The sequence below is a fragment of the Amycolatopsis rifamycinica genome, assembly GCF_000695625.1.
Classification (GTDB): domain Bacteria; phylum Actinomycetota; class Actinomycetes; order Mycobacteriales; family Pseudonocardiaceae; genus Amycolatopsis; species Amycolatopsis rifamycinica.
In genome coordinates this window covers 288,775-308,635 of the sequence record NZ_JMQI01000047.1, presented here as the reverse complement: position 1 = coordinate 308,635, position 19,861 = coordinate 288,775, and the positions used below count along the sequence as shown (strand labels likewise).

The 19,861-nt window shown below is 71.7% G+C and carries 19 protein-coding genes; 13 read left to right on the top strand and 6 right to left on the bottom strand.

Annotated features, from left to right (window positions below; translation table 11 throughout):
- Positions 1–39: 39 nt before the first annotated feature.
- Complete coding sequence (locus DV20_RS23090; RefSeq protein ID WP_043783578.1) at positions 40–1,233, bottom strand: M20 metallopeptidase family protein; 1,194 nt, start codon at positions 1,231–1,233, stop codon at positions 40–42.
- Positions 1,234–1,301: 68 nt separating this feature from the next.
- Here DV20_RS23090 and DV20_RS23085 point away from each other — a divergent pair, with 68 nt between their 5' ends.
- Positions 1,302–2,366: an Lrp/AsnC family transcriptional regulator gene (locus DV20_RS23085; protein ID WP_235190921.1), complete on the top strand. Its 1,065-nt coding sequence runs from the start codon at positions 1,302–1,304 to the stop codon at positions 2,364–2,366.
- Positions 2,367–3,190: 824 nt separating this feature from the next.
- On the opposite strand, the gene DV20_RS23080 is transcribed toward DV20_RS23085, so the two are convergent.
- The 4 genes from DV20_RS23080 to DV20_RS23065 form a co-directional block, all read right to left on the bottom strand.
- Complete coding sequence (locus DV20_RS23080) at positions 3,191–4,108, bottom strand: lipoprotein (protein ID WP_043783576.1); 918 nt, start codon at positions 4,106–4,108, stop codon at positions 3,191–3,193.
- Between the two features lie 40 nt (positions 4,109–4,148).
- Positions 4,149–5,501 carry a DUF1996 domain-containing protein gene (locus tag DV20_RS23075; RefSeq protein ID WP_043783575.1) on the bottom strand — a complete coding sequence of 451 codons (1,353 nt, stop codon included), beginning with the start codon at positions 5,499–5,501 and terminating at the stop codon, positions 4,149–4,151.
- Between the two features lie 276 nt (positions 5,502–5,777).
- Positions 5,778–6,566 carry a zf-HC2 domain-containing protein gene (locus DV20_RS23070; protein ID WP_043783574.1) on the bottom strand — a complete coding sequence of 263 codons (789 nt, stop codon included), beginning with the start codon at positions 6,564–6,566 and terminating at the stop codon, positions 5,778–5,780.
- Positions 6,567–6,573: 7 nt separating this feature from the next.
- Positions 6,574–7,134: a sigma-70 family RNA polymerase sigma factor gene (locus tag DV20_RS23065; protein WP_043783573.1), complete on the bottom strand. Its 561-nt coding sequence runs from the start codon at positions 7,132–7,134 to the stop codon at positions 6,574–6,576.
- Between the two features lie 239 nt (positions 7,135–7,373).
- Between DV20_RS23065 and DV20_RS23060 the strand changes: the two genes are divergently transcribed.
- From DV20_RS23060 to DV20_RS23040, 5 genes are read left to right on the top strand one after another with little or no spacing between them, the layout of a single operon-like run.
- The gene (locus tag DV20_RS23060; protein WP_051736094.1) at positions 7,374–7,976 is read left to right on the top strand and encodes a hypothetical protein; all 603 of its coding nucleotides are present in this window, start codon (positions 7,374–7,376) and stop codon (positions 7,974–7,976) included.
- The gene (locus tag DV20_RS23055; protein WP_043783570.1) at positions 7,960–8,751 is read left to right on the top strand and encodes a DUF4142 domain-containing protein; all 792 of its coding nucleotides are present in this window, start codon (positions 7,960–7,962) and stop codon (positions 8,749–8,751) included. Before DV20_RS23060 ends, DV20_RS23055 begins: the two co-directional genes overlap by 17 nt.
- On the top strand, positions 8,744–9,361 hold the full coding sequence (locus DV20_RS23050) for a ferric reductase-like transmembrane domain-containing protein (RefSeq protein ID WP_043783568.1): 618 nt from the start codon (positions 8,744–8,746) through the stop codon (positions 9,359–9,361). The genes DV20_RS23055 and DV20_RS23050 overlap by 8 nt, the downstream gene beginning before the upstream one ends.
- A gap of 1 nt (position 9,362) precedes the next feature.
- Entirely contained in the window at positions 9,363–9,593 is a 231-nt protein-coding gene (locus DV20_RS23045) for a ferredoxin (RefSeq protein WP_043783567.1), read from the top strand.
- Positions 9,586–11,028, top strand: a complete 1,443-nt coding sequence (locus DV20_RS23040) for an NAD(P)/FAD-dependent oxidoreductase (protein ID WP_043783565.1) — start codon at positions 9,586–9,588, stop codon at positions 11,026–11,028. The genes DV20_RS23045 and DV20_RS23040 overlap by 8 nt, the downstream gene beginning before the upstream one ends.
- Before the next feature lie 404 nt (positions 11,029–11,432).
- On the opposite strand, the gene DV20_RS23035 is transcribed toward DV20_RS23040, so the two are convergent.
- The gene (locus tag DV20_RS23035; RefSeq protein WP_043783719.1) at positions 11,433–12,839 is read right to left on the bottom strand and encodes an MFS transporter; all 1,407 of its coding nucleotides are present in this window, start codon (positions 12,837–12,839) and stop codon (positions 11,433–11,435) included.
- A 111-nt stretch (positions 12,840–12,950) separates the two neighbouring features.
- Here DV20_RS23035 and DV20_RS23030 point away from each other — a divergent pair, with 111 nt between their 5' ends.
- The 7 genes from DV20_RS23030 to DV20_RS23000 all read left to right on the top strand — a co-directional run bounded on the left by DV20_RS23030 (position 12,951) and on the right by DV20_RS23000 (position 19,861).
- Positions 12,951–13,841 (top strand): LysR family transcriptional regulator, encoded by an 891-nt coding sequence (locus DV20_RS23030; protein ID WP_043783563.1) that lies wholly within the window; start codon positions 12,951–12,953, stop codon positions 13,839–13,841.
- A 179-nt stretch (positions 13,842–14,020) separates the two neighbouring features.
- Positions 14,021–14,482 (top strand): helix-turn-helix transcriptional regulator, encoded by a 462-nt coding sequence (locus tag DV20_RS23025; protein ID WP_084093609.1) that lies wholly within the window; start codon positions 14,021–14,023, stop codon positions 14,480–14,482.
- Positions 14,483–14,492: 10 nt separating this feature from the next.
- On the top strand, positions 14,493–14,903 hold the full coding sequence (locus tag DV20_RS23020) for a VOC family protein (RefSeq protein WP_043783712.1): 411 nt from the start codon (positions 14,493–14,495) through the stop codon (positions 14,901–14,903).
- A 35-nt stretch (positions 14,904–14,938) separates the two neighbouring features.
- Positions 14,939–16,156, top strand: coding sequence for an MFS transporter (locus DV20_RS23015; protein ID WP_043783561.1), 1,218 nt, complete (start codon positions 14,939–14,941; stop codon positions 16,154–16,156).
- On the top strand, positions 16,141–16,380 hold the full coding sequence (locus DV20_RS23010) for an AraC family transcriptional regulator (RefSeq protein WP_043783559.1): 240 nt from the start codon (positions 16,141–16,143) through the stop codon (positions 16,378–16,380). Before DV20_RS23015 ends, DV20_RS23010 begins: the two co-directional genes overlap by 16 nt.
- The gene (locus DV20_RS23005; RefSeq protein WP_043783557.1) at positions 16,377–18,734 is read left to right on the top strand and encodes an ATP-binding cassette domain-containing protein; all 2,358 of its coding nucleotides are present in this window, start codon (positions 16,377–16,379) and stop codon (positions 18,732–18,734) included. Before DV20_RS23010 ends, DV20_RS23005 begins: the two co-directional genes overlap by 4 nt.
- 107 nt (positions 18,735–18,841) lie before the next feature.
- The gene (locus tag DV20_RS23000) at positions 18,842–19,861 is read left to right on the top strand and encodes a fatty acid desaturase family protein (protein WP_043783555.1); all 1,020 of its coding nucleotides are present in this window, start codon (positions 18,842–18,844) and stop codon (positions 19,859–19,861) included.

Below are 19,861 nucleotides of genomic sequence, written 5' to 3'. Positions count from 1 at the left end.
CCGGAAGATGCCGAGCACGAGGGCCAGGGTACCCGCGTGTCACCCGGCCAGGAGTGCGAGACGGCGGACGGCCAGTTCGGCCAGCAGCGCGGCGCCGTCGCCGAGCACGCTGTCGTCGAAGCGGGCCCGCGGCGAATGGTTGTCCGGGGCCGTCGCCGGGTCGGCGGGGCACGCGCCGAGGAAGAGGTAAGCGCCCGGAACCCGTTCCAGGACACGGGAAAAGTCCTCCGAGCCGGTGATCGGATCGGCCATCTCGGTGAAGCGCTCCTCGCCGAACACGTCGCGGATCGTGGCGGCCACGAACTCGTACGCGCCGGCGTCGTTGACCGTGGCCGGGTATTCGGGTTCGTAGGTGACTTCGATGTCGAGGCCGTGCGCTTGCGCGATGCCGCGGCAGACCCGCACCGCGCGCTCGCCGACCCGCGCCGCGACTTCCGGGGAGAACGATCGCAGCGTCGCCTCGAACACCGCGTCGTCGGGGATGATGTTGCGCCGGGTGCCGGCGTGGAACGAGCCGACGGTGATCACGACCGGGTCGAAGACGTCGAACGTGCGCGTGACCATCGTCTGCAGGGCGGTCACCATTTCGCACGCGGCCGGGATGGGGTCCCGGGCGTCGTGCGGGGACGAGCCGTGGCCGCCGTCGCCGAGGACGCGGACTTCGAGGGCACCCGAGGCCGCCATCAGCGTGCCGGGCCGGGCGGTGAACTGGCCCTTCGGGTAGCTCGCGGCCGAGACGTGCAGGCCGTACGCGGCGTCGACGTGCTTGCCGGACGCCGTCAGCACGCCTTCGTCGATCATGAGGCCGGCGCCGTCCCAGCCCTCTTCGCCGGGCTGGAACATGAAGACGACGTCGCCCGGGAGGTCTTCCTTGCGGGCGGCGAGCAGCCGGGCCGCGCCGACCAGGCCCGCGGTGTGGAGGTCGTGGCCGCAGGCGTGCATGGCGCCGTCGAGGATCGAGGTGAACTCTTCGCCGCTGGCCTCGGTGACCGGGAGCGCGTCCATGTCGCCGCGCAGGAGGACGGTGCCGCCGGGCCGGCCGCCGCGCAGGACGGCGGTGATCGAGGACAGGTTCTCGCCGAGCGTGATTTCGAGGGGCAGGCCGTCCAGGGCGGTGAGCACCCGTTCCTGGGTGCGCGGCAGCTGCAGGCCGATCTCGGGGATGCGGTGCAGGTCACGGCGCAGGGCGACCAGTTCGTCGAGCAGGGCGGCGGCGTCGGAGTGCAGGCTCATCCGCCGATCATGCGAGAGTCGAGCACAATGGCCGGGTAAAATCGCCGAAACCACCGTTTCGAGGGCCGATGAGCGAAGAGTCCGCCATGCTGGCGGAGCAGGACCTCAAACTGGCCGACGCGCTCCAGGCGGCGCCGCGGGCGTCGTGGTCGACGCTCGGGGACGCGCTCGGCCTGAGCGCGGTGACCGTGGCGCGGCGCTGGGACGCGCTCGTGGAGCGCGGGGACGCCTGGCTCACCGCGTACCCCGGCGGCGCCTTGCTCGAGCAGCTGACGCTGGCCTTCGTCGCGATCGACTGCGAGCCAGGCGCGGCCCTTCCGGTGGCCGCCGCGCTGGCCTCGGACGGCCACGTGGCCACCGTCGAGTACGTGGCCGGCCCGTGCGATCTGCTCGTCCACGTCGTGGCGCCGTCGCTGCGGGAGCTGGCGGCGCACGTGGCGGACCGGATCGCGGCGGTGCCCGGCGTGGCCCGGGTGCGGACGACGCTGTCCCCGCGGATGTTCACCGAGGGCAGCCGCTGGCGGGTCCGCGCGATTTCGCCGCGTCAGCGGGAGGCGCTGTCGGCCAAGCCGGCTCGCCACCGCGCACCGCTGCGCTTCGACGCGGCGGACCGGGCCCTGATCCTGGCGCTGGGGGCGGACGCCCGCGCGTCGGCGGCGGCGTTGGCGGCCGCGCTCGGCGTCGGGGCGACGACGGTGCGCCGCCGTCTGGACGGATTGCTGGGCCGCGGCGCGATCCGCGTCCGCTGCGAGATCGCGCGGTCGGTGTCCCCGGCGCCGGTGACGGTGACGTTGTGGCTGCGGGTGCCGCCGGACAAGCTGGAGACGACGGCCCGGTCGCTGGCGATGGTGCCGGAGGTCCGCATGTGCGCGGCGCTGACCGGGGCGGAGAACCTGATGCTGGTGCTGTGGCTGGCTTCCCCGCCCGACGTGCTGGCGGTGGAGGCGCGGCTGGCGGCGAAGCTGCCGTGGCTGGAGATCACCGGCCGGGCGGTGACGCTGCGGAGCATCAAGCTGATGGGGCGGCTGCTCGACTCCGCGGGCCGGGGAACGGGCCGGGTGCCGCTGGACTTCTGGGCCGCGGTCCCCGTGCCGGAGCACGGGGACCGCAGCGTTCACCGATCCGGGGGATGAGGGGGTGAGGTGGAGGGAAGCATCCCCCGGACCGGGGTTCGGGACCGCGGAGCCTTCGGTGCCGGCGGCCGGGTGATCGAGGGGCGGCCACCTGGCTGGGGCTTGGCGGGGTTCGCGTGGCTGGGGCGGAAGTCGCGTGATCAGCCGAGGAGCTTGTGTGACGGGAGGGGGATCTCGCGTGCTTGGGGGCGAATCTCGCGTGACTGGAGAGGCATCTCGCGTGATCGGAAGGGCATCTCGTGACTGGGGGCGAATCTCGCGTGACTAGAGAGGCATCTCGCGTGACTGGAGAGGCATCTCGCGGGATTGGGAGGGCATCTCGCGTGGGTGGGAGGGCATCTCGCGGATCTGGGCTCGGCTGCGGGTCTGGAGGGGTGGGTTGCGGGCTTGAGGTTGGGGGGAAGGGTTCCGGCCGGTGGACGGGGGTGAGGTGGAGGGAAGCGTCCACCGGGCCGGAACTCGCGGGCGGGAGGGGTCCCGCCTTTCTCCTCCTTCGCTGATCCGGCTGGACCGGATCGGTGGGTGAAGAATCCCGGCCCGGCGGACTGGGGGGGTGAGGTGGAGGGAAAGCGTCCACCGGACCGGGGCTCGGGTGCGGGAGGAATCCCGCGGTTTCGGGGTGCGGGAGGAGGCTCCCGCGGTTTCGTGCGGTGAAACAACCGGCCCGGTGGACTGGGGGGGGTGAGGTGGAGGGAAGCGTCCACCGGGCCGGGGCCGGGGTGCGGGAGGGATCCCGCGGTTTCGGGGTGGTGCGACCGGCCCGGCGGACCGAAGGGGGTGAGGTGGAGGGAAGGGTCCGCCGGGCCGGGGATCGTGGGGCGGGCTTACCCGCCGGTTGTGGTGGCCAGTGCCTGCCGGACCGTCGGCCTGCTGGCCGGGTCGGCCTTGCAGCCGTTGGGTTCGAGCGCGAACCAGGTGCCGCCCGCGCCGTGGCCGCTCGCTTCGCCCGGTGCGCTGTCCGCGGTGTGGGTGTACACCGGCCAGCCGCCCACCGTCACCTGGCTCGTGCCGTCCGCTCGGGTGATGCGGCCGACCAGTCCGGGGTCGATGCCGCCGGCGACCGTGACGCGGCCGTCCGCCGGGAGCGGTGGCCACTTCCGCGCGCAGGCTCCGTCGCAGGTGGACTTTCCGGAACCCTTGGCGTCCTTGGTGAAGAGGTAGAGGGTGCGGCCGTCCGCGTCCGTGAGGACGGGCCCGAGGCCGTCGACCTCCGCTGTCTGCACCGTGGCCGGGTCCGCCTTCTGGCCCGGCGGGGTGACCGGGGTCCAGTCCGTGCCCGCTTCCCGGCCGAGGGCGACGCCCGGGCCGGTGTCCTTGGCGTACCGGTAGACCGGCCGGCCCGCCACCGTCACCTGCTTGCGGCCGTCGGGCCGGGTGACCAGGCCGACCAGCTCGCCGTCGACCCCGGCGGCGATCGCCGGGCCGTCGGACACCAGCGGCGGCCACGTCATCGCGCACGGGCCGGCGCAGGTGGCCGCGGGCGGCTCGGCCGAGTCCTTCGCGTACCGGTAGAGCGTGTGCCCTTCGGCATCGGCCAGCACCGGGCCCAACCCGTCCACAGTGGACGATATCAGCCGGGTCGCGGCGCCGGCCGGAACCGCGCTCGCCGGCTGCTGCTGCGCCCCGAGCACCACCGGCTGGACGGCACCGGAAGCGGCGTACGGGTTGGTCCCGCAGGCCGCGACCAGCGCGAGTCCGGCAAGGGCGATCGGCGCGGCGGCGGCCGGGCGAGCACGGTTCATCGGAAGTTCTCCCTCCTGCTTTCGAGGTGGCCGGGTGGCGTTATTCGGCGCAGACCTTGCCGGAGTTCACGCAGTTGACCAGGCGGTTCATGATCTGCCTGCTCATCACGTTCGCGAAGTCGTCGTGGTCGGACCGCGGGTTGTGCGCTTCCTGCGCGAAAGCGTCCACTTTGTACTGCTTGTTCTGCTGGACGTCCTGCGGGATGTCGTACACCAGGGTGACCTGCAGCTGCGGGACGTTCTTGAAGCCCTGCGGGCACTTGCCCTGCTGGTCAGCGAACACGATGTGGGTGCGGTGATTGGCGCTGTCGGTGTTCTTGCCGTCCCAGCAGTTCGGGAAGGCGTGGATGCGCTCGACCTTGCTGCCCTGCGGGCAAATCGGGTACTTGTCGGTCAGCCGGTCCTCGAACCCGGTGCAGGTCCAGCTGGGCCGGGCGTTCGCCGGGCCGTTGGTGCTCTGCTTGGCGTCACCGTAGAGGATCTTCAGCCCGAGCGGCATCGCGACGACGTTCTGCGCGCCACCGCCGATGAACTTCAGCTCCGCGGACTCCGGCTCGACGATCTCACCGTCGTTGTCGCCGACCTCTTCGTTCTCGCCCTGCGGGCCGCCGAGCTCCTCCTGCTGCTGACCCTGAGTCTGGTTCTGCTGGTTCTTGTTCTGGTCCTGCTGCTGGTTCTGGTCCTGCTGCTGATTCTGCTGCTGCTGACGGCGCTGCCGGTCCTGCTGCCGGCCGTCGTTCTGGTCGCCCTGCTGCTGCTGGGCGCTCAAGCCCGTCCGGCCGCCGCCCTGGCCCGCGCGCTCGCGCTGGTTCTGCGCCTGCGCGTCCTGGGCGTCCTGCGCGCTCTTGTCCTCCTGGACGTCGCCCGTCTTGCCCTGCTGCTCCTGCTTGGCCTTCTGGTTCTCGCTCTGGTCGGCCGCCGCGTCCTCGCGGTCGATGCGGATGACGGGCCAGAAGTACGCCGACTTGTCACCGTTCTTGCAGGTCGTGCCGCCGGCGAGCAGGCTCTTGAGGCTCGAATCCGCGTCGGTGGTCACGTTGCCGACGTAGTCGTGCAGGTGCTGGGCGCCGTTCTTGATCCCGGGCTGCGCGATGAAGTTGTCCGGGTTGTGGTGCGAGCCGTCCGCGTTCGTTCCACAGTCGACGGTGAAGGAACCCTTGGCGCCCTTCTGCTTCAAGGCCGCGTTCACATTGGTGCCGGCGGGGACCTTGGTGATGTCGATGAAGAACGACGGGTCCGCCTGGTCCGCGCTGGCTTCGCCCGTGCGGCCCGTGGTGACCGCGACGGCGAGTGCGCCGACGGCGATCGCCAGGCCGATCGCACCCATCGCGATCTTGGTTCGGCGGGCAACGCGGTGCTTGCCCGTCACGGGGGACCGAGAATTCCGGGCCATAGACTAGTTCACCTCGTTCGTTTTTCCGGGCGCGCGCTTTGGCAGCGCGGCAGCCCGGGCAAGAACTACCGTTGATGGAGCTCGAGATCGCTCGGAACCGGAGTGGAGATGCTTGCGGTTCCGGCTGTCGGATCGCATCGGGGGATGCATTGGGGGATACGGACATGGGCGCCCTGAGGTTCAAAAGCGACCGGCTCGTTATCTGTTCGTTATCTACCAGAACGCAACCGGACGGCATCGATCCAGGTCACGGCGTTCTACCGAAAAGAAAGAGATTCAGCGCTGAACGACGACGAGGACGGTGCCGTCTTCGCCGCGCACCTCGAACCGGCTGATCTGGTCCATCGCCAGGGAGACCGAACCCTGCAGCCGCAACGGTTCGGGCGAGCCGGGGATGCCGAAGCCCTTGGGCGGCACCGACCAGCTGGAGACGACGCGCTCGGTACCGGTGGCCGGGACGGCGACCAGCTGGCACTTCACCGGCCCGACGATCCCGCGCAGCTCGAGCTCGACGCGGCTGCCCCACTCCACCGGCGAAACGGTGACGAGGGCGCTGACGGCGGACCCGCCGCTGCCGCGGCCGTAGGTCTGGCCGCCGCCGGGCTGGCCCTGCGCACCGCCGGGCGGCGCGGTGGACGTCGCCGGAACGCTCGTCGCCGGCGGCGGCTGCTTGTTGCTCGGGGCGGCCAGCGAAGCGGGCGGGACGGCGTCGGCCGGCCGGACCGCCAGGGTCACCAGCGGGCCGGCGATCACGGCCGCCGCGGCCGCGGCCGCGGCGAGGATGCCGATCCGGCGACGGCGGCGGCGCTTGACGGCGGCCTCTTCCATGAGGCCGCGCAGCACCCGGGGGCCCGGCGACAGGGTGCGCGGGCCGGGCGCCGGCATCGGCGGCTCCGGCCAGCTGCGCTTCACCAGGTCGAGCACGTCCGGCAGCTGGTAGAGCTCGATCAGGTCGAGCTGGCAGTGCGGGCAGTTCATCAGGTGGGCTTCGAACTGGGTGTTCTCGGCCTCGCTCAGCACGCCCAGCACGTAGGCGGCGACGTCGGTGTGTGCGGATCCGGCCACGCTCAGTTCACCCCCGCTCGCGCAAGGCCCGGCGCAGCGCGCGGACGGCGTGGTGGATGCGGGACTTCACGGTGCCCGGGGGCACGCCGAGGGTCGCCGCGACCTCGTTCACGGTCCGGTCGCGCAGGTAGGTCTGCTGGATGGCCTCCCGCTGCTCGGGCGAGAGGCCCTGCAGCGCCTCGTACACGATCATCGCGGCGAGCGTCCGGTCCGATTCGTCGGACACCGCGATCGCGTCGGATTCGATCTCCTCGAGCTCCTGCGGCCGGACACTGCGGCTGCGCCAGCCGTCGATGACGATCCGCCGGGCCACCGTGAACAACCAGGCACGCAGCATCTCGGGCTGGCGGTCGAGCTTGTCGGCGTTGCGCCACGCCTTGATCAGGGTCTCCTGCACGACGTCCTCGGCCCACTGCCGGTCGTGGCCGGTCAGCCGCAGCGCGAACGCCATCAGGGACCCGCCGAACTCCTGGTAGAGCGCCTTCGCCAGATCGTCGTGGCCGTCGCCGGGTTCGGCGACGGCATCGTGATCTCCGATGGCTCTCAGCGCCCGGGTGTGCCGTCCCACGCGGGACATCCTGGTGGGCCGGACGGCCTACGTCCAGCCCCCGGGCCCGCAAACCGGGAGCAAAACTTTTTTGAACCGTTTCCGTACCGTGTCCGTATCCCCTACCGAAGACCCCGACCAGGCGTTGTCCCCCGCAACGCTCCGCATCCACTCCGGACCGAATGTCCACTGTGGATCTTTCGCGCCCTTTTCCGTTGCACTACCGGCAACAGCGCGTAGTCATGCCCCACGGAGGAGCAGTGATCCGCATTCCCCGCCCGGTGGTCCCCGCCGCCGTGTGCCTCACCGCACTCGCCCTGCTCACCGCCTGTACCGCCGGCGCGGCCACCACCTCGGGTGGTGGTTACGCCGCCGGCGGCGCCGCCGGGATGCAGATGCCCGGCATGCAGCAGGGACAGGTCGTCCTGCCGATGCCGCAGGGCATCACCGCCGACCCGAACAACCCGGCGAAGAGCCAGCTCAGGGGAGCGAAGACGTTCGACCTCGGGCTCCTGCTCGTCGACGGGACCGGGTACACGATCTACCGCTACGACCGGGACACCCCCAATCCCCCGCGGTCGAACTGCACCGGCGCGTGCGCGGCCAAGTGGATCCCGGTCAAGGCCGGCGGCACCCTGCCGCCGATCGACGTCGACCAGTCGCTGATCGGCGAGATCACCCGCGACGACGGCAGCCAGCAGCTCACCCTCGCCGGCTGGCCCCTCTACCACTTCACCGGCGACACCGAACCCGCCGACACCTCCGGTCAGGGCCTCGACCAGGCGTGGTACCCGATCGCGCCGGACGGCAAGAAGATCACGCTGACCCAGGACGAGTGGAGGCAAAATGCGTTCGGCGTCTGAGCTCGCCTGGCTGGAGACCGGGTCGCCGTCGGTCTTCGAGCGCTCCCGGCCGCTCGTCCGGATCCTGTTCGTGCTGGCCCTGGTCCTGTCGCTGCTCGCACCGGGTTCGACCTCGCTCGCCCAGACGACCGCCGTCTCCGACACCGACGCGGTGCTGCTCACCAAGGTCCGCCAGGCCGGTCTGTGGGAGATGCCCTCGGGCATGATGGCGATGGAGAAGGGCAGCCCCCTCGTCCAGAAGGTCGGCTTCGCGATCATGATGGACCACGGCCGCCTCGACGTGGCGACCCGTGCCCTCTCGCAGAAGCTGAACTCGCCGGTCCCCGACCAGCCGTCGGAGGAACAGCGCGGCTGGCTCGCCGAGCAGATGGCCGCCTCCCCCGGCCCGGAGTTCGACCGCGTCTTCGCCAACCGGCTGCGCGCGGCGCACGGCCAGGTGTTCGCCGTCCTCGCGCAGCTGCGCGCCGGTACCCGCAACGACGACGTGCGGGCCTTCGCGACCGTCGGCAACCAGGCCGTGATGCGGCACATGACGATGCTCGAGAGCACCGGGATGGTCGACTACACCGCGCTGCCCGCGCCGGTCGTCTCCACGACCGCGGCGCCCACCGGGATCCAGCTCGGCCTCGACACGTCCCAGCTCGCCGTGGTGGCGGCGCTGTTCCTGCTGGTCGGCGGCGGCCTGTTCTACGTGCTGCGCCAGATCAAGAGCAACCGTGGCCGCGCCAGGGCAGCCCGGCCGGCCACCGCGAGAACCGGGGGTAGCCATGGTTGAGACATGGCACGAAGCGACGATCTTCCTCACCCAGCAGTTCCAGCCGAAGACCGACCCGGCCGCCCGCGGCCTCGCCGCCTTCGCCGCCCGGACGTCGTACGGGGCGGCGATGCTGACGCTCACCTGGGGCGTGCTCACCGCGACCGGCTGGATCCGCTCGGTCACCGGCCGGAAGGCCCTGCGCAGCACCCACATGGTGCTGGCCACCGCGACGATCATCTTCGGCCTGGTCCACGCGCTGGGCTTCACCTACCTGACGGTCCAGCCGTACAGCTTCGCCTACATGTTCATCCCGTTCGGCTCCGGCCAGGAAACGCGCCACATCGCGGGCATGGTCGGCTTCGAGGTCATGTTCGCCATCTTCCTCACCGCCGGCCTGCAGCGCTTCACGTCCTACCGGCGGTGGCTGTGGCTGCACCGCTGCGCGTACCCGGCCGTCGGGCTGATCGCGATCCACTCCTGGTTCGGCGCCATCGCGAACGGCCACCTCTCGGTCACCTGGCTGGGCGGCATCACGCTGCTCGTCCCGGCCGTGACGGTGTCCATGCTGCGGTTCATGCCGGCCCGCACGCTCGAGCGCATCGGCCTCGTGGAAGAGCAGGTGGCCTGACATGCCCTTCCGTCTGCCCGGTAGCGGGCCCCGGATCAGTGTCGACAACGACCGGTGCGAGCTCTACGGCATCTGCGCCATGGAGGCGCCCGACGTGTTCGACCTCGGTCAGGACGGCCGCCTGCGCTTCCACACGCGGCTGCTGGACGAAACCACCATTGAACAGGCGAAGATGGCCGCCCGCTGCTGCCCGATGCAGGCGGTCGTGATGAGAGGGGACCTCGATGGCTGACGGCGACCGGATCGTCATCGTCGGTGCGGGCGTCGCCGGGCTGCGCGCCGCGGAACGCTTGCGGGAACAGAAGTTCGACGGGGAGATCGTCCTGATCGGCGACGAGGCCCGGCGGCCCTACCACCGGCCGATGGTCTCCAAGGCGCTGGTGATGGGGACCGAACGGCCCAGCGACGTGGGCCTTTCGCACTACCTGCCCGACCTCGACGTCCACTGGCGGCTCGGGGCGCGGGTCACGCACCTCGACACCACCGAGCGGGTCGTGCACCTGCCCGGCGGCGAGTCCCTCTGGTACGACGGCCTGATCGCCGCGACCGGCGTCTACCCGCGGCACCTGCCCGGGGCACCGCGGCACGACCCGCGGGTGCGGATCCTGCGCACGGTCGAGGACTCGATGGCGGTGCGGCGCTGCCTCAACGCCAGCAAGAAGCCGGCCGTCGTCATCGGGGCCGGCCTGATCGGCAACGAGTTCGCCGCGAGCATGCGGCACATCGGCCGGGACGTCACCCTGATCGGGCACGCGAAGGCGCCGCTGCACCGCTTCGGCGACCGCGTCTCGAGCGGGATCGTCGAGGCGCACCACGAGCACCGCGCGAACCTGGCGATGCGCAGCGAAGTCCGGCACTGGATCAGCACGAAGGACACCGTCGGGCTGCACCTGACGAACAACCAGCTGCTGGTCGCCAGCGTCGTCGTGCTCGCCATCGGCAGCGTCCCGTCGGTCGACTGGATGCGCGGCTCCGGCCTCGACATCAGCGACGGCGTCCTCTGCGACTCCAAGCTGTTCGCCGAAGGCGCTTCCGACGTCGTCATCGCCGGTGACATCGCGCGCTGGCCGAACCTGCGCTTCGACGAGACCCCGCGGCGGGTCGAGCACTGGATCAACGCGGTCGAGTCGGCCCGGCACGCGGCGGACAACCTGCTGATGGGCCACTCCAGCGCCATCCCGTTCACCCCGCTCCCCCGCGCCTGGTCGACGCTGTACGACACCCGGCTGCAGATGTGCGGGATGCCGTCGCTGGCCGAGGACACCGTGTCACTGGCCGACGGCATCACCGGCTTCATCCGCGACGGACGGCTCGTCGGCATCTCCGCGTGGGACAAGCCGAGGGCGATGCTGGACTGGATGGCCGAGCTCGACCGGCGGCTGCCCGCGCCCGACTACGTGCCGGAGCCGGAGCCCGCGCCCGTCGCGGAGGTCCCCGAGGTGCCCACGATCGAGCCGTCACTCGCCGCACTGGCGGCCGACGTGCCGCCGGAGTTCGACAGCGGCTTCGACCACCAGGCCTTCGAGCGCGAGTTCGAAAGCGAGTTCGCCAACGACATCCCCACGACGGCGTTCCCCGCGCAGTCGCTGCCGGCCCCGCCGACCACGGCGTTCGCCGCCCAGCCCGGGGCGGCGCTGCCGACCATGGCCATCCCGATGGGGAGGTAGAGAAGCCGGGACGGGACTGCGCGCGGCGGTCTCCGTCCCATGCCGGCCACCACACCCCCTCCGCGGCTGGGTGGTGTGGTGGCCGGCCCCCAGCGTCCCCCAGCCCGCCTCGCGTCCGTCTCCATCGGGGCTTCGCCCCCGGCCCCTCGGAAGAGGGTGGGTCGAGCGAGCGCCCGGCGGGCCGGGAGAAGGTCATCCCGAGGGAACCCGACGCCCCCGGGGTGGCCCTCTTCCGGCGCACCGGGCGGGGGCCCGGGGCCGGGTGCCGCGGCGGGTCACTCCGCCGGGGCACACGGGCCGTGGAGGTCGTTCCGGCGGAAGGGTATGCCGCCGGAAGGGGCTCCACGGTCTTGAAGCACCGGTGCGAAGCCGTCCCGGGGGCACGGGAACCCCCGGGGCGGCTTCTACCGCGTCCGCCGTGCCCACCACGACTCCCCCACGACGAGCCCGCCGAGGACCAGCACCGCGACCCCGGCGGCGCGCAGTCCGGCGTCCGTGCCCGCCACGAACGCCGTGACGACGTCGGCCGCGCGAGGGGTCCGCGCGAGCGCCTCGGCCACGGTGTGCGCCCCGCGGGCGTCCGGCGGCAGCGCGGCGGTGAACCCCGCCGTGGACACCGTGCCGATGACGGCGACGCCGAGCGCGCTGCCGAACTCGCGGGTCGTGGCCTGCAACCCGGTGCCGGCCCCGGCCTGCGACGGCGGCAGCGAGCCCGCGATGACCCCCGAAAGCGCCGGCAGCGCCAGCGCGACCCCGGTCCCGGTCACGACGAGCCAAGCCGCATAGGCGAGGTAGGGCGTCCGCGTGTCGCTCGTGGACAGTCCCAGCAAGCCGGCTCCGACGCACGCGAAGGCGAGCGCGACGGTCGCGTCGAGGCCGATCCGCCGGACCAGGCGCCCGGTGTGCCGTCCGCCGAGGACGATCGGCACGGTCAGCGGGACGATGCCGAGGCCGGTCGCCACCACGCCGTACCCCTTCGCGTACTGCAGGAACGACGCGTTGACGTAGAACAGCGCGAACATGCCGAAGAAGATCGTGGTCATCCCCAGGCAGGCGCTGCGCAGGCCGGCGATCCGGAACAGCCGCGGGTCCAGCAGCGGGTGCGCCGACCTCAGTTCGGTGCACGCCCACGCCGCGAACAGCACGGCCGCGCAGGTGAACCCGGTCAGGACGAGCGTGCTGCCCCAGCCCGCTTCCGGGCCCTGGACGATCCCGAGCAGCAGCGCGACCGACGCGCCGACCAGCAGGAGCGCGGCCACGGGATCGAGCGGCCGGTCGTGGCGCGCCGAAACCGGCGCGGTGCGCGCGACCAGGGCGGCGGCCGCGAGCGCGACCGGCACGGCGGCGGCGAACAGCCAGCGCCAGGACCCGCCGGCCAGCAGCAGCCCGCCGCCGGCGTTGCCCGCGACCCCGCCGATGCCGGTCATCGACGCCCAGGTCGCGACGGTCGCCGTCCGGCGGCCGGCGGGCACGGCGTGCAGCAGCACGGCGAGCGAGTTGGGCAGCACGGCGGCCGCGCCGATCCCGGTGAGCGCCCGGCCGGCGAGCAGGACGGCGACACCGGGCGCCACCGCCGACAGCAGCGCGCCCGCCGCGAACAGCACCAGCCCGGCCAGCAGGATCCCCTTGCGGCCGAACCGGTCGCCCGCGGCCCCGCCGGGGATCACCAGGCAGGCGAACACGATGACGTAGGTGTCGACGATCCAGACCAGCGTGGACGCGGACGGGTGCAGCGAGCTCGCGGCGAGCAGCGGGACGGCGAGGTTGACCGCCGCGACCATGCCGACGACCAGCACGACGCAGGCGCACATGAGCGGGAGCAGGCCCGTGCGTTCTTTGACATCCATGAGCCCGACGGTAGGAACGGCGGAGTACTGCGCGCGACGCAACTTTGGCAAGGCTCTTTTGCGTAGGCTGCAACTATGCCCGAGCAGCTCGACCTGAACCTCCTGCGCGTGTTCGACGCGCTCCTGCGGGAGGGGAGCGTGACGGCCGCGGCCGAGCGCCTCCACCTGTCCATCCCGGCGACCAGCCGGGCGCTGGGCCGGCTGCGGCGGGCGATGGGCGACCCGATCCTGGTGCGCGCCGGCCGCGGGCTGGCCCCGACGCCGTTCGCGCTGCGCACGGCACCGCGGGTGCGGTCGCTGCTGGAGGAGGCGGCGTCCCTGGTCAACACCGACCTGTCGCCCGCGGACCTCGAGCGCACCTTCACGATCCGCATCAACGACGGCGTGGCCGCGACGCTGGCGTCAGCGGCGGCCGAAGCCACTTCGTCCGCGGCTCCGGGCGTGACGTTGCGGTTCGTGGCCGAGGGCGCCGAGAGCGCCGAGGCCCTCCGGGACGGCTCGATCGACCTGGACATCGGCGTCGGCGAGCACCCGGCCCCGGACATCCGGACCGCCGTGCTGTACCGCGACCGGCTGGTGGCCGCGGTGCGCGCGGACAGTCCGCTGGGCCGGCACCGCCGCCCGACGCTCGCGCAGCTGTGCCGCCACCCGCACGTGTCGGCGTCCCGCCGCGGCCTCGCCCGCGGGCCGCTGGACGACGTGCTCGACGCGGCGGGCCTGCGCCGCCACGTCGTGGCCGTGGTGCCCACCTCCGCCGTCGCCGCGCTCGTGATCGCCTCCAGCGAGTACGCCGGGCTCCTGCCCCAGCGCCTCGCCGAGCAGTACGGCCCCACCCTCGGCCTCCGCTGGTTCCCGGTCCCGGCGGACCTGCCCGGACTCGAGGTGCGCCTGTCCTGGCACGCCCGCCTGGACGCCGACCCCGCCCAGCGCTGGCTGCGCGAAACCCTCCGCGACGCCCTCCGCTGACCGTGTCGACCCTCCCATCACGCGTGATGCCCCTCCAATCACGCGAGATGCCGCTCCGATCACGCGAGATGCCTCTTGGGTCACCGCGGACGCCGTGCGGGAACGGTCGACACGCGTGATCGGAGGGTCGACACGCGTGATTCGGGGGTCGACACGATTCCCTCCGCGGGATCGGTCCGATGTGGGACGATTCGTGCGTGACCAGCCCAGCCGCCGCGGCCCAGTATTTGCGCGACCTCGCGCTGCTGCGCAAGGTCCGGGACCGGATCGACCGGGAGTACGCCCAGCCCCTCGACGTCGAGGCGCTGGCCCGTGGCGTGAACATGTCCGCCGGGCACCTCAGCCGGCAGTTCCGGCGGGCGTACGGAGAGTCACCGTATTCGTACCTCATGACGCGGCGGATCGAACGGGCCATGGCCCTGCTGCGCAAGGGCGAACTGAGCGTCACGGAGGTGTGCTTCACCGTCGGCTTCTCGTCGCTGGGCACCTTCAGCACCCGGTTCGCCGAGCTGGTCGGGATGCCCCCGAGCGTCTACCGCGAGCAGCAGGCCGAGGCCACCGCCGGGATGCCGCCGTGCGTCGCCAAACAGGTCACCAGGCCGATCAGGAATCGAGAAGCGCGGCCGTCGGCGGCCACCTAGGGTGACCGCCATGGACGTCACCATTCACTCGAGCTTCCTCCCCCACACCGACCCGGAAGCCTCCCTCGCCTTCTACCGCGACCTGCTGGGCTTCGAGGTCCGCCAGAACGTCAAGTACGGCGACATGCAGTGGATCACCATCGGCCCGCCGAACCAGCCCGACACCGCCATCGTGCTGACGCCGGTGGCCGCGATGCCCGGCCTGACCGACGACGAGCGCCGCACCGTCAACGAGATGATGGCCAAGGGCACCTACGCCGGGGTCAACCTCGCCACCAAGGACCTCGACGCCCTCTTCGCCAAGCTCGAGGCGGGCAACGCCGAAGTCGTCCAGGAACCGGTCGACCAGCCCTACGGCATCCGCGACTGCTCGTTCCGCGACCCGGCCGGCAACCTCCTGCGCATCCAGGAGCTGCGCTGACCGCGACCGCCGCCGCGGCGCTCGGCTACCGCGAGGTGCTGCGCGACCGGCGGATCGCCGGGCTCCTGCTGGGCGACCTGCTCGCCAACGTCGGCACCGGCATGCTGCTGGTGGCCATGCCGGTGCAGACGCTCTCCCGCCACGGCGACGTGCCGAAGGCGATCGCCATCGGGCTCGTGGAGGCGGCGCCGTTCGTCCTGTCCACCGTGCTGGCGCTGGCCATCGGCCTCGGCCGGGTGCGGGTGCCGCCGTGCACGCTGCTCGTCGCCGACTGCCTGCTGCGGTCGCTGACCTTCGCCGTGCTCGGCGTCCTGGCCGTCACCGGCCGGCTCACGCTGCCGGTGCTGATCGCCGGTCTCCTCTGCGGCGCGACGTTCCGGCTGGCCGGCTCGAGCAGCCGCCGCCTGCTGGCGACGTCGGCCGCGGGCGAGGCCGGGCGGTTCTCGGTCAACGGCCTGCTGGGGCTGAACACGACGTTCGCGCTCTACATCGCCGGTCCGGTGCTGGGCGGGGTGGTCGTGGCGACCGCCGGCGCGGGCTTCGCGCTCTTCGTCGACGCCGGCGGAGCGCTGGTCCTCCTGGCCGCCACGCTCGCGTGCGTCCCCCGCGGAACCGCGGGCCGGGACGCGCTGCGTGACGGCGGAACCCACGAATCGGGCTGGCGGATCCTGCGGCGCCGTCCGGTCGCCGCGCGGCTGCTGGTCGTCGAGTTCTTCTTCAACTTCCTGTACATGCCGGTCGAAGTGGCGCTCCCGCTGTACGTGAGCGGGTCGCTGCACGCCGGTGCGTCCGGTCTGGGGATGCTGTGGGGCGCGCTGGGGGCCGGCGCGTTCGTCGGTGCCGCGCTCGTGAGCCGGCTGCGGAACCTGCCGCAGCGGCCGCTGCTGGTCGCGATCATCGGCCTGTGGGCGCTGTGCCCGATCGCGCTCGCCGTCACCGGCGACCTCACCGTGGCGCTGCTCGTCTTCGGCCTCGGCGGCCTGGTGTACGCGCCGTTCACGCCGGTCGCGTACAGCTTCCTGCAGTCCGGGCTCGCGCCCGGGGAGCAGCAGCAGGTCGTCACGCTGTGGACGACCGGTGCCACCGTGGCCGCTCCGCTCGGCCTGGCCCTGGGCGGGCCGCTGATCGAACTGGCCGGCAGCACGGGTGGTCTCGTGCTGTCCGGCGTGCTGACCCTCCTGCTGCTCCCGATCGCGGCCCGGGCGGTGCTCGGGCGCATTCCGGAAGGAAATCCGACATGTGTCTCAGCCTGAAAGCCGCCGCGCACCATCACCTGCGTGAACTGGTGCTGTTGCGTCGCGTCCGCGACCGCATCGACCGCGAATACGCCAGACCCCTGGACTTGGAAACGCTCGCGAGCGCGGTGGACCTGCCGGTCGCGCAATTCGTCCGCCGTTTCCGGGACGCCTATGGCCTTTCACCGCACGAATACCGGCAAGCCGCCGAGGCTCGAACCGAAAACTGGAGTTCCCGATGAGCAAGCACGTGGCCGACAGTCACGACCTGATCCGCGTCCACGGCGCGCGCGTGAACAACCTCAAGGACGTCAGCGTCGAACTGCCGAAGCGGCGGCTGACGGTGTTCACCGGGGTCTCCGGATCCGGCAAGAGTTCCCTCGTGTTCAGCACGATCGCCGCCGAGTCGCAGCGGCTGATCAACGAGACCTACAGCACCTTCGTGCAGGGGTTCATGCCGACGCTGGCGAGACCCGACGTCGACGTCCTCGACGGGATCACCACCGCGATCATCGTCGACCAGGAGCGGATGGGCGCCAACCCGCACTCGACGGTCGGCACCGCGACCGACGCCAACGCGATGCTGCGCATCCTGTTCAGCCGGCTCGGGACGCCGCACATCGGTTCCCCGCAGGCGTTCTCGTTCAACGTCGCCTCGATCAGCGGCGCCGGCGCGGTGACCATCGAGAAGGGCGGCCGGCAGATCAAGGAGCGCCGCAGCTTCAGCATCACCGGCGGCATGTGCCCGCGCTGCGAGGGCCGCGGCAAGGTCAACGACATCGACCTGACCGCGCTCTTCGACGAGAACAAGTCCCTCAACGAGGGTGCGATCACCATCCCCGGCTACAGCATGGAGGGCTGGTACGGGCGCATCTTCCGCGGCTCCGGCTTCTTCGACCCGGACAAGCCGATCAAGAAGTTCACCAAGAAGCAGTTCGACGACCTGGTGTACAAGGAACCGACCAAGATCAAGGTCGAGGGCATCAACCTGACCTACTCGGGCCTGGTGCCGTCGATCCAGAAGTCCATGCTGTCCAAGGACGTCGACGCGCTGCAGCCGCACATCCGCGCGTTCGTCGAGCGGGCGGTAACCTTCCAGACCTGCCCGGACTGCGACGGCACGCGGCTGTCGGACGAGGCGCGGTCGTCGAAGATCGACGGGATCAGCATCGCCGACGCCTGCGCGATGCAGATCAGCGACCTGGCGGCGTGGGTCGGGAAGCTGGCCGAGCCGTCAGTCGCGCCGCTGCTGGACGCGCTGAAGCACACGCTCGACTCGTTCGTCGAAATCGGGCTCGGTTACCTCTCGCTCGACCGTCCATCCGGGACGCTCTCCGGCGGGGAAGCCCAGCGCACGAAGATGATCCGCCACCTCGGGTCGTCGCTGACCGACGTCACCTACGTCTTCGACGAGCCGACGATCGGCCTGCACCCGCACGACATCCGGCGCATGAACGACCTGCTGCTGCAGCTGCGCGACAAGGGCAACACGGTGCTGGTCGTGGAGCACAAGCCGGAGGCGATCGCGATCGCCGACCACGTCGTCGACCTCGGCCCCCGGGCCGGCACCGAGGGCGGCGAGATCGTCTTCGAGGGCACTGTGGACGGTCTGCGCGCCAGCGGCACGCTGACCGGTCGGCACCTGGACGACCGCGCGTCGCTGAAGTCGTCGGTGCGCTCGCCGTCGGGCTTCCTGGAGGTGCGCGGGGCGGCCACGCACAACCTGCGGGACGTCGACGTCGACATCCCGCTCGGCGTGCTCGTGGTGGTGACCGGGGTGGCGGGGTCGGGCAAGAGCTCACTGATCCACGGCTCGGTGTCCGGCGGCGAGGGCGTGGTGACGGTCGACCAGACCGGCATCCGCGGCTCGCGCCGGAGCAACCCGGCGACGTACACGGGCCTGCTGGAGCCGATCCGCAAGGCGTTCGCCAAGGCCAACGGCGTGAAGCCGGCGCTGTTCAGCGCCAACTCGGAAGGCGCGTGCCCGAACTGCAACGGCGCCGGCGTGGTGTACACGGACCTGGGGATCATGGCCGGAACGGCGACGCCGTGCGAGGTCTGCGAGGGCAAGCGCTTCAACGCGGAGGTGCTGGAGTACACCTTCGGCGGCCGCGACATCAGCGAGGTGCTCGCGATGCCGGTGGCGGAGGCCCTCGAGTTCTTCGCCGCCGGTGACGCGGCGCTGCCGGCGGCGCACAAGATCCTGACGCACCTGTCCGACGTCGGCCTCGGCTACCTGACCCTGGGCCAGCCCCTGACCACGCTCTCGGGCGGCGAGCGCCAGCGGATCAAGCTGGCGACGCACATGGCGGAACAGGGCGGGGTGTACGTCCTCGACGAGCCGACGGCGGGCCTGCACCTGGCGGACGTCGAGCAGCTGCTGGGCCTGCTGGACCGGCTGGTGGACGCGGGCAAGTCGGTGATCGTCATCGAGCACCACCAGGCGGTGATGGCCCACGCGGACTGGATCATCGACCTGGGCCCGGGCGCCGGCCACGACGGCGGCAAGATCGTGTTCGAGGGCACGCCGGCGCAGCTGGTGAAGGCGCGGAAGAAGACGCTGACGGGGAAGCACCTCGCGGAGTACGTGGGCTGATCGTCCGGCGGCCGCGCATACCAGCGCGGCCGGTAGGGCTGGCCCCCGCAAACCGTCTGGGGCGCACCGGATTCCGGAGTACGTCGCGGGCGCGAAGACTCGGGTGGGTGACCACCACAGAGAACTCCGTCGGCAGCGACTTCGCCCGGCTGAGCCAGCGCATCTCCGCCGCCGGGCTGATGGAACGCCGTCCCGGCTACTACGCCGCCCGGATCGCCTTGGTGACCGGGTTGTTCGCCGCCGGGTGGGTGGCCTTCGCACTGCTGGGGAACTCCTGGTGGCAGCTCGGCGTCGCCGCCTTCATGGCCGTCATGTTCGGGCAGATCGCTCTGCTGTCCCACGACCTCGCGCACAAGCAGGTGTTCCGGCGACGGCGGCCCACCGAGGTCGCCGGGATGCTCGCCGGGAACCTCGGGATCGGGATGAGCTACGGCTGGTGGATGGACAAGCACACCCGCCACCACGCCAACCCGAACCACGAAGAGCTCGATCCCGACGTCGATCCGGACATCCTCGTCTGGTCGAAGGACCAGGCGCGCGCGAATCCCGGACCAGTGCCGCGGTTCATCGGGCGGTACCAGGCGTTCCTCTTCTTCCCGCTGCTCACGCTCGAAGGGCTCAACCTGCACTGGTCCGGGATCCGCGCGGTCCGCAAGCCGGGGTTGCGCCACCGGAAGGTCGAAGCCGCGTTGCTCGCCGGACACTTCGTCCTGTACCTCAGCGCGCTGTTCACGGTGCTGAGCCCGGGGATGGCGCTGCTGTTCTTCGCCGTCCACCAGGGACTGTGGGGGGTCTACATGGGATCGATCTTCGCGCCCAACCACAAGGGCATGCCGACGCTGACCGGGCGGACCGAGCTCGACTTCCTCCGCAAGCAGGTGCTGACCTCGCGCAACGTCCGCGGCGGCGTCGTCACCGACGTCGCGCTCGGCGGGCTGAACTACCAGATCGAGCACCACCTGTTCCCGAGCATGCCGTCGCCGCACCTGCGGCGGGCGCAGCCGATCGTCCGGGCCTACTGCGCCGAGCTGGGCGTCCCGTACCTGCAGACGAGCCTGGTCGAGTCCTACCGGCAGGCGCTGGCCCACCTGCATGAAGCTGGGGCCCCTCTCAGGAACCGTTCGTAG

Excerpts from the sequence above, each read along its gene's own strand:
- DV20_RS23090 (WP_043783578.1), bottom strand. The coding sequence starts at position 1,233 with ATGAGCCTGCACTCCGACGCCGCCGCCCTGCTCGACGAACTGGTCGCC.
- DV20_RS23085 (WP_235190921.1), top strand. The coding sequence starts at position 1,302 with ATGAGCGAAGAGTCCGCCATGCTGGCGGAGCAGGACCTCAAACTGGCC.
- DV20_RS23080 (WP_043783576.1), bottom strand. The coding sequence starts at position 4,108 with ATGAACCGTGCTCGCCCGGCCGCCGCCGCGCCGATCGCCCTTGCCGGA.
- DV20_RS23075 (WP_043783575.1), bottom strand. The coding sequence starts at position 5,501 with ATGGCCCGGAATTCTCGGTCCCCCGTGACGGGCAAGCACCGCGTTGCC.
- DV20_RS23055 (WP_043783570.1), top strand. The coding sequence starts at position 7,960 with ATGCGTTCGGCGTCTGAGCTCGCCTGGCTGGAGACCGGGTCGCCGTCG.
- DV20_RS23050 (WP_043783568.1), top strand. The coding sequence starts at position 8,744 with ATGGTTGAGACATGGCACGAAGCGACGATCTTCCTCACCCAGCAGTTC.
- DV20_RS23045 (WP_043783567.1), top strand. The coding sequence starts at position 9,363 with ATGCCCTTCCGTCTGCCCGGTAGCGGGCCCCGGATCAGTGTCGACAAC.
- DV20_RS23040 (WP_043783565.1), top strand. The coding sequence starts at position 9,586 with ATGGCTGACGGCGACCGGATCGTCATCGTCGGTGCGGGCGTCGCCGGG.
- DV20_RS23035 (WP_043783719.1), bottom strand. The coding sequence starts at position 12,839 with ATGTGCGCCTGCGTCGTGCTGGTCGTCGGCATGGTCGCGGCGGTCAAC.
- DV20_RS23030 (WP_043783563.1), top strand. The coding sequence starts at position 12,951 with ATGCCCGAGCAGCTCGACCTGAACCTCCTGCGCGTGTTCGACGCGCTC.
- DV20_RS23025 (WP_084093609.1), top strand. The coding sequence starts at position 14,021 with ATGTGGGACGATTCGTGCGTGACCAGCCCAGCCGCCGCGGCCCAGTAT.
- DV20_RS23020 (WP_043783712.1), top strand. The coding sequence starts at position 14,493 with ATGGACGTCACCATTCACTCGAGCTTCCTCCCCCACACCGACCCGGAA.
- DV20_RS23010 (WP_043783559.1), top strand. The coding sequence starts at position 16,141 with ATGTGTCTCAGCCTGAAAGCCGCCGCGCACCATCACCTGCGTGAACTG.
- DV20_RS23005 (WP_043783557.1), top strand. The coding sequence starts at position 16,377 with ATGAGCAAGCACGTGGCCGACAGTCACGACCTGATCCGCGTCCACGGC.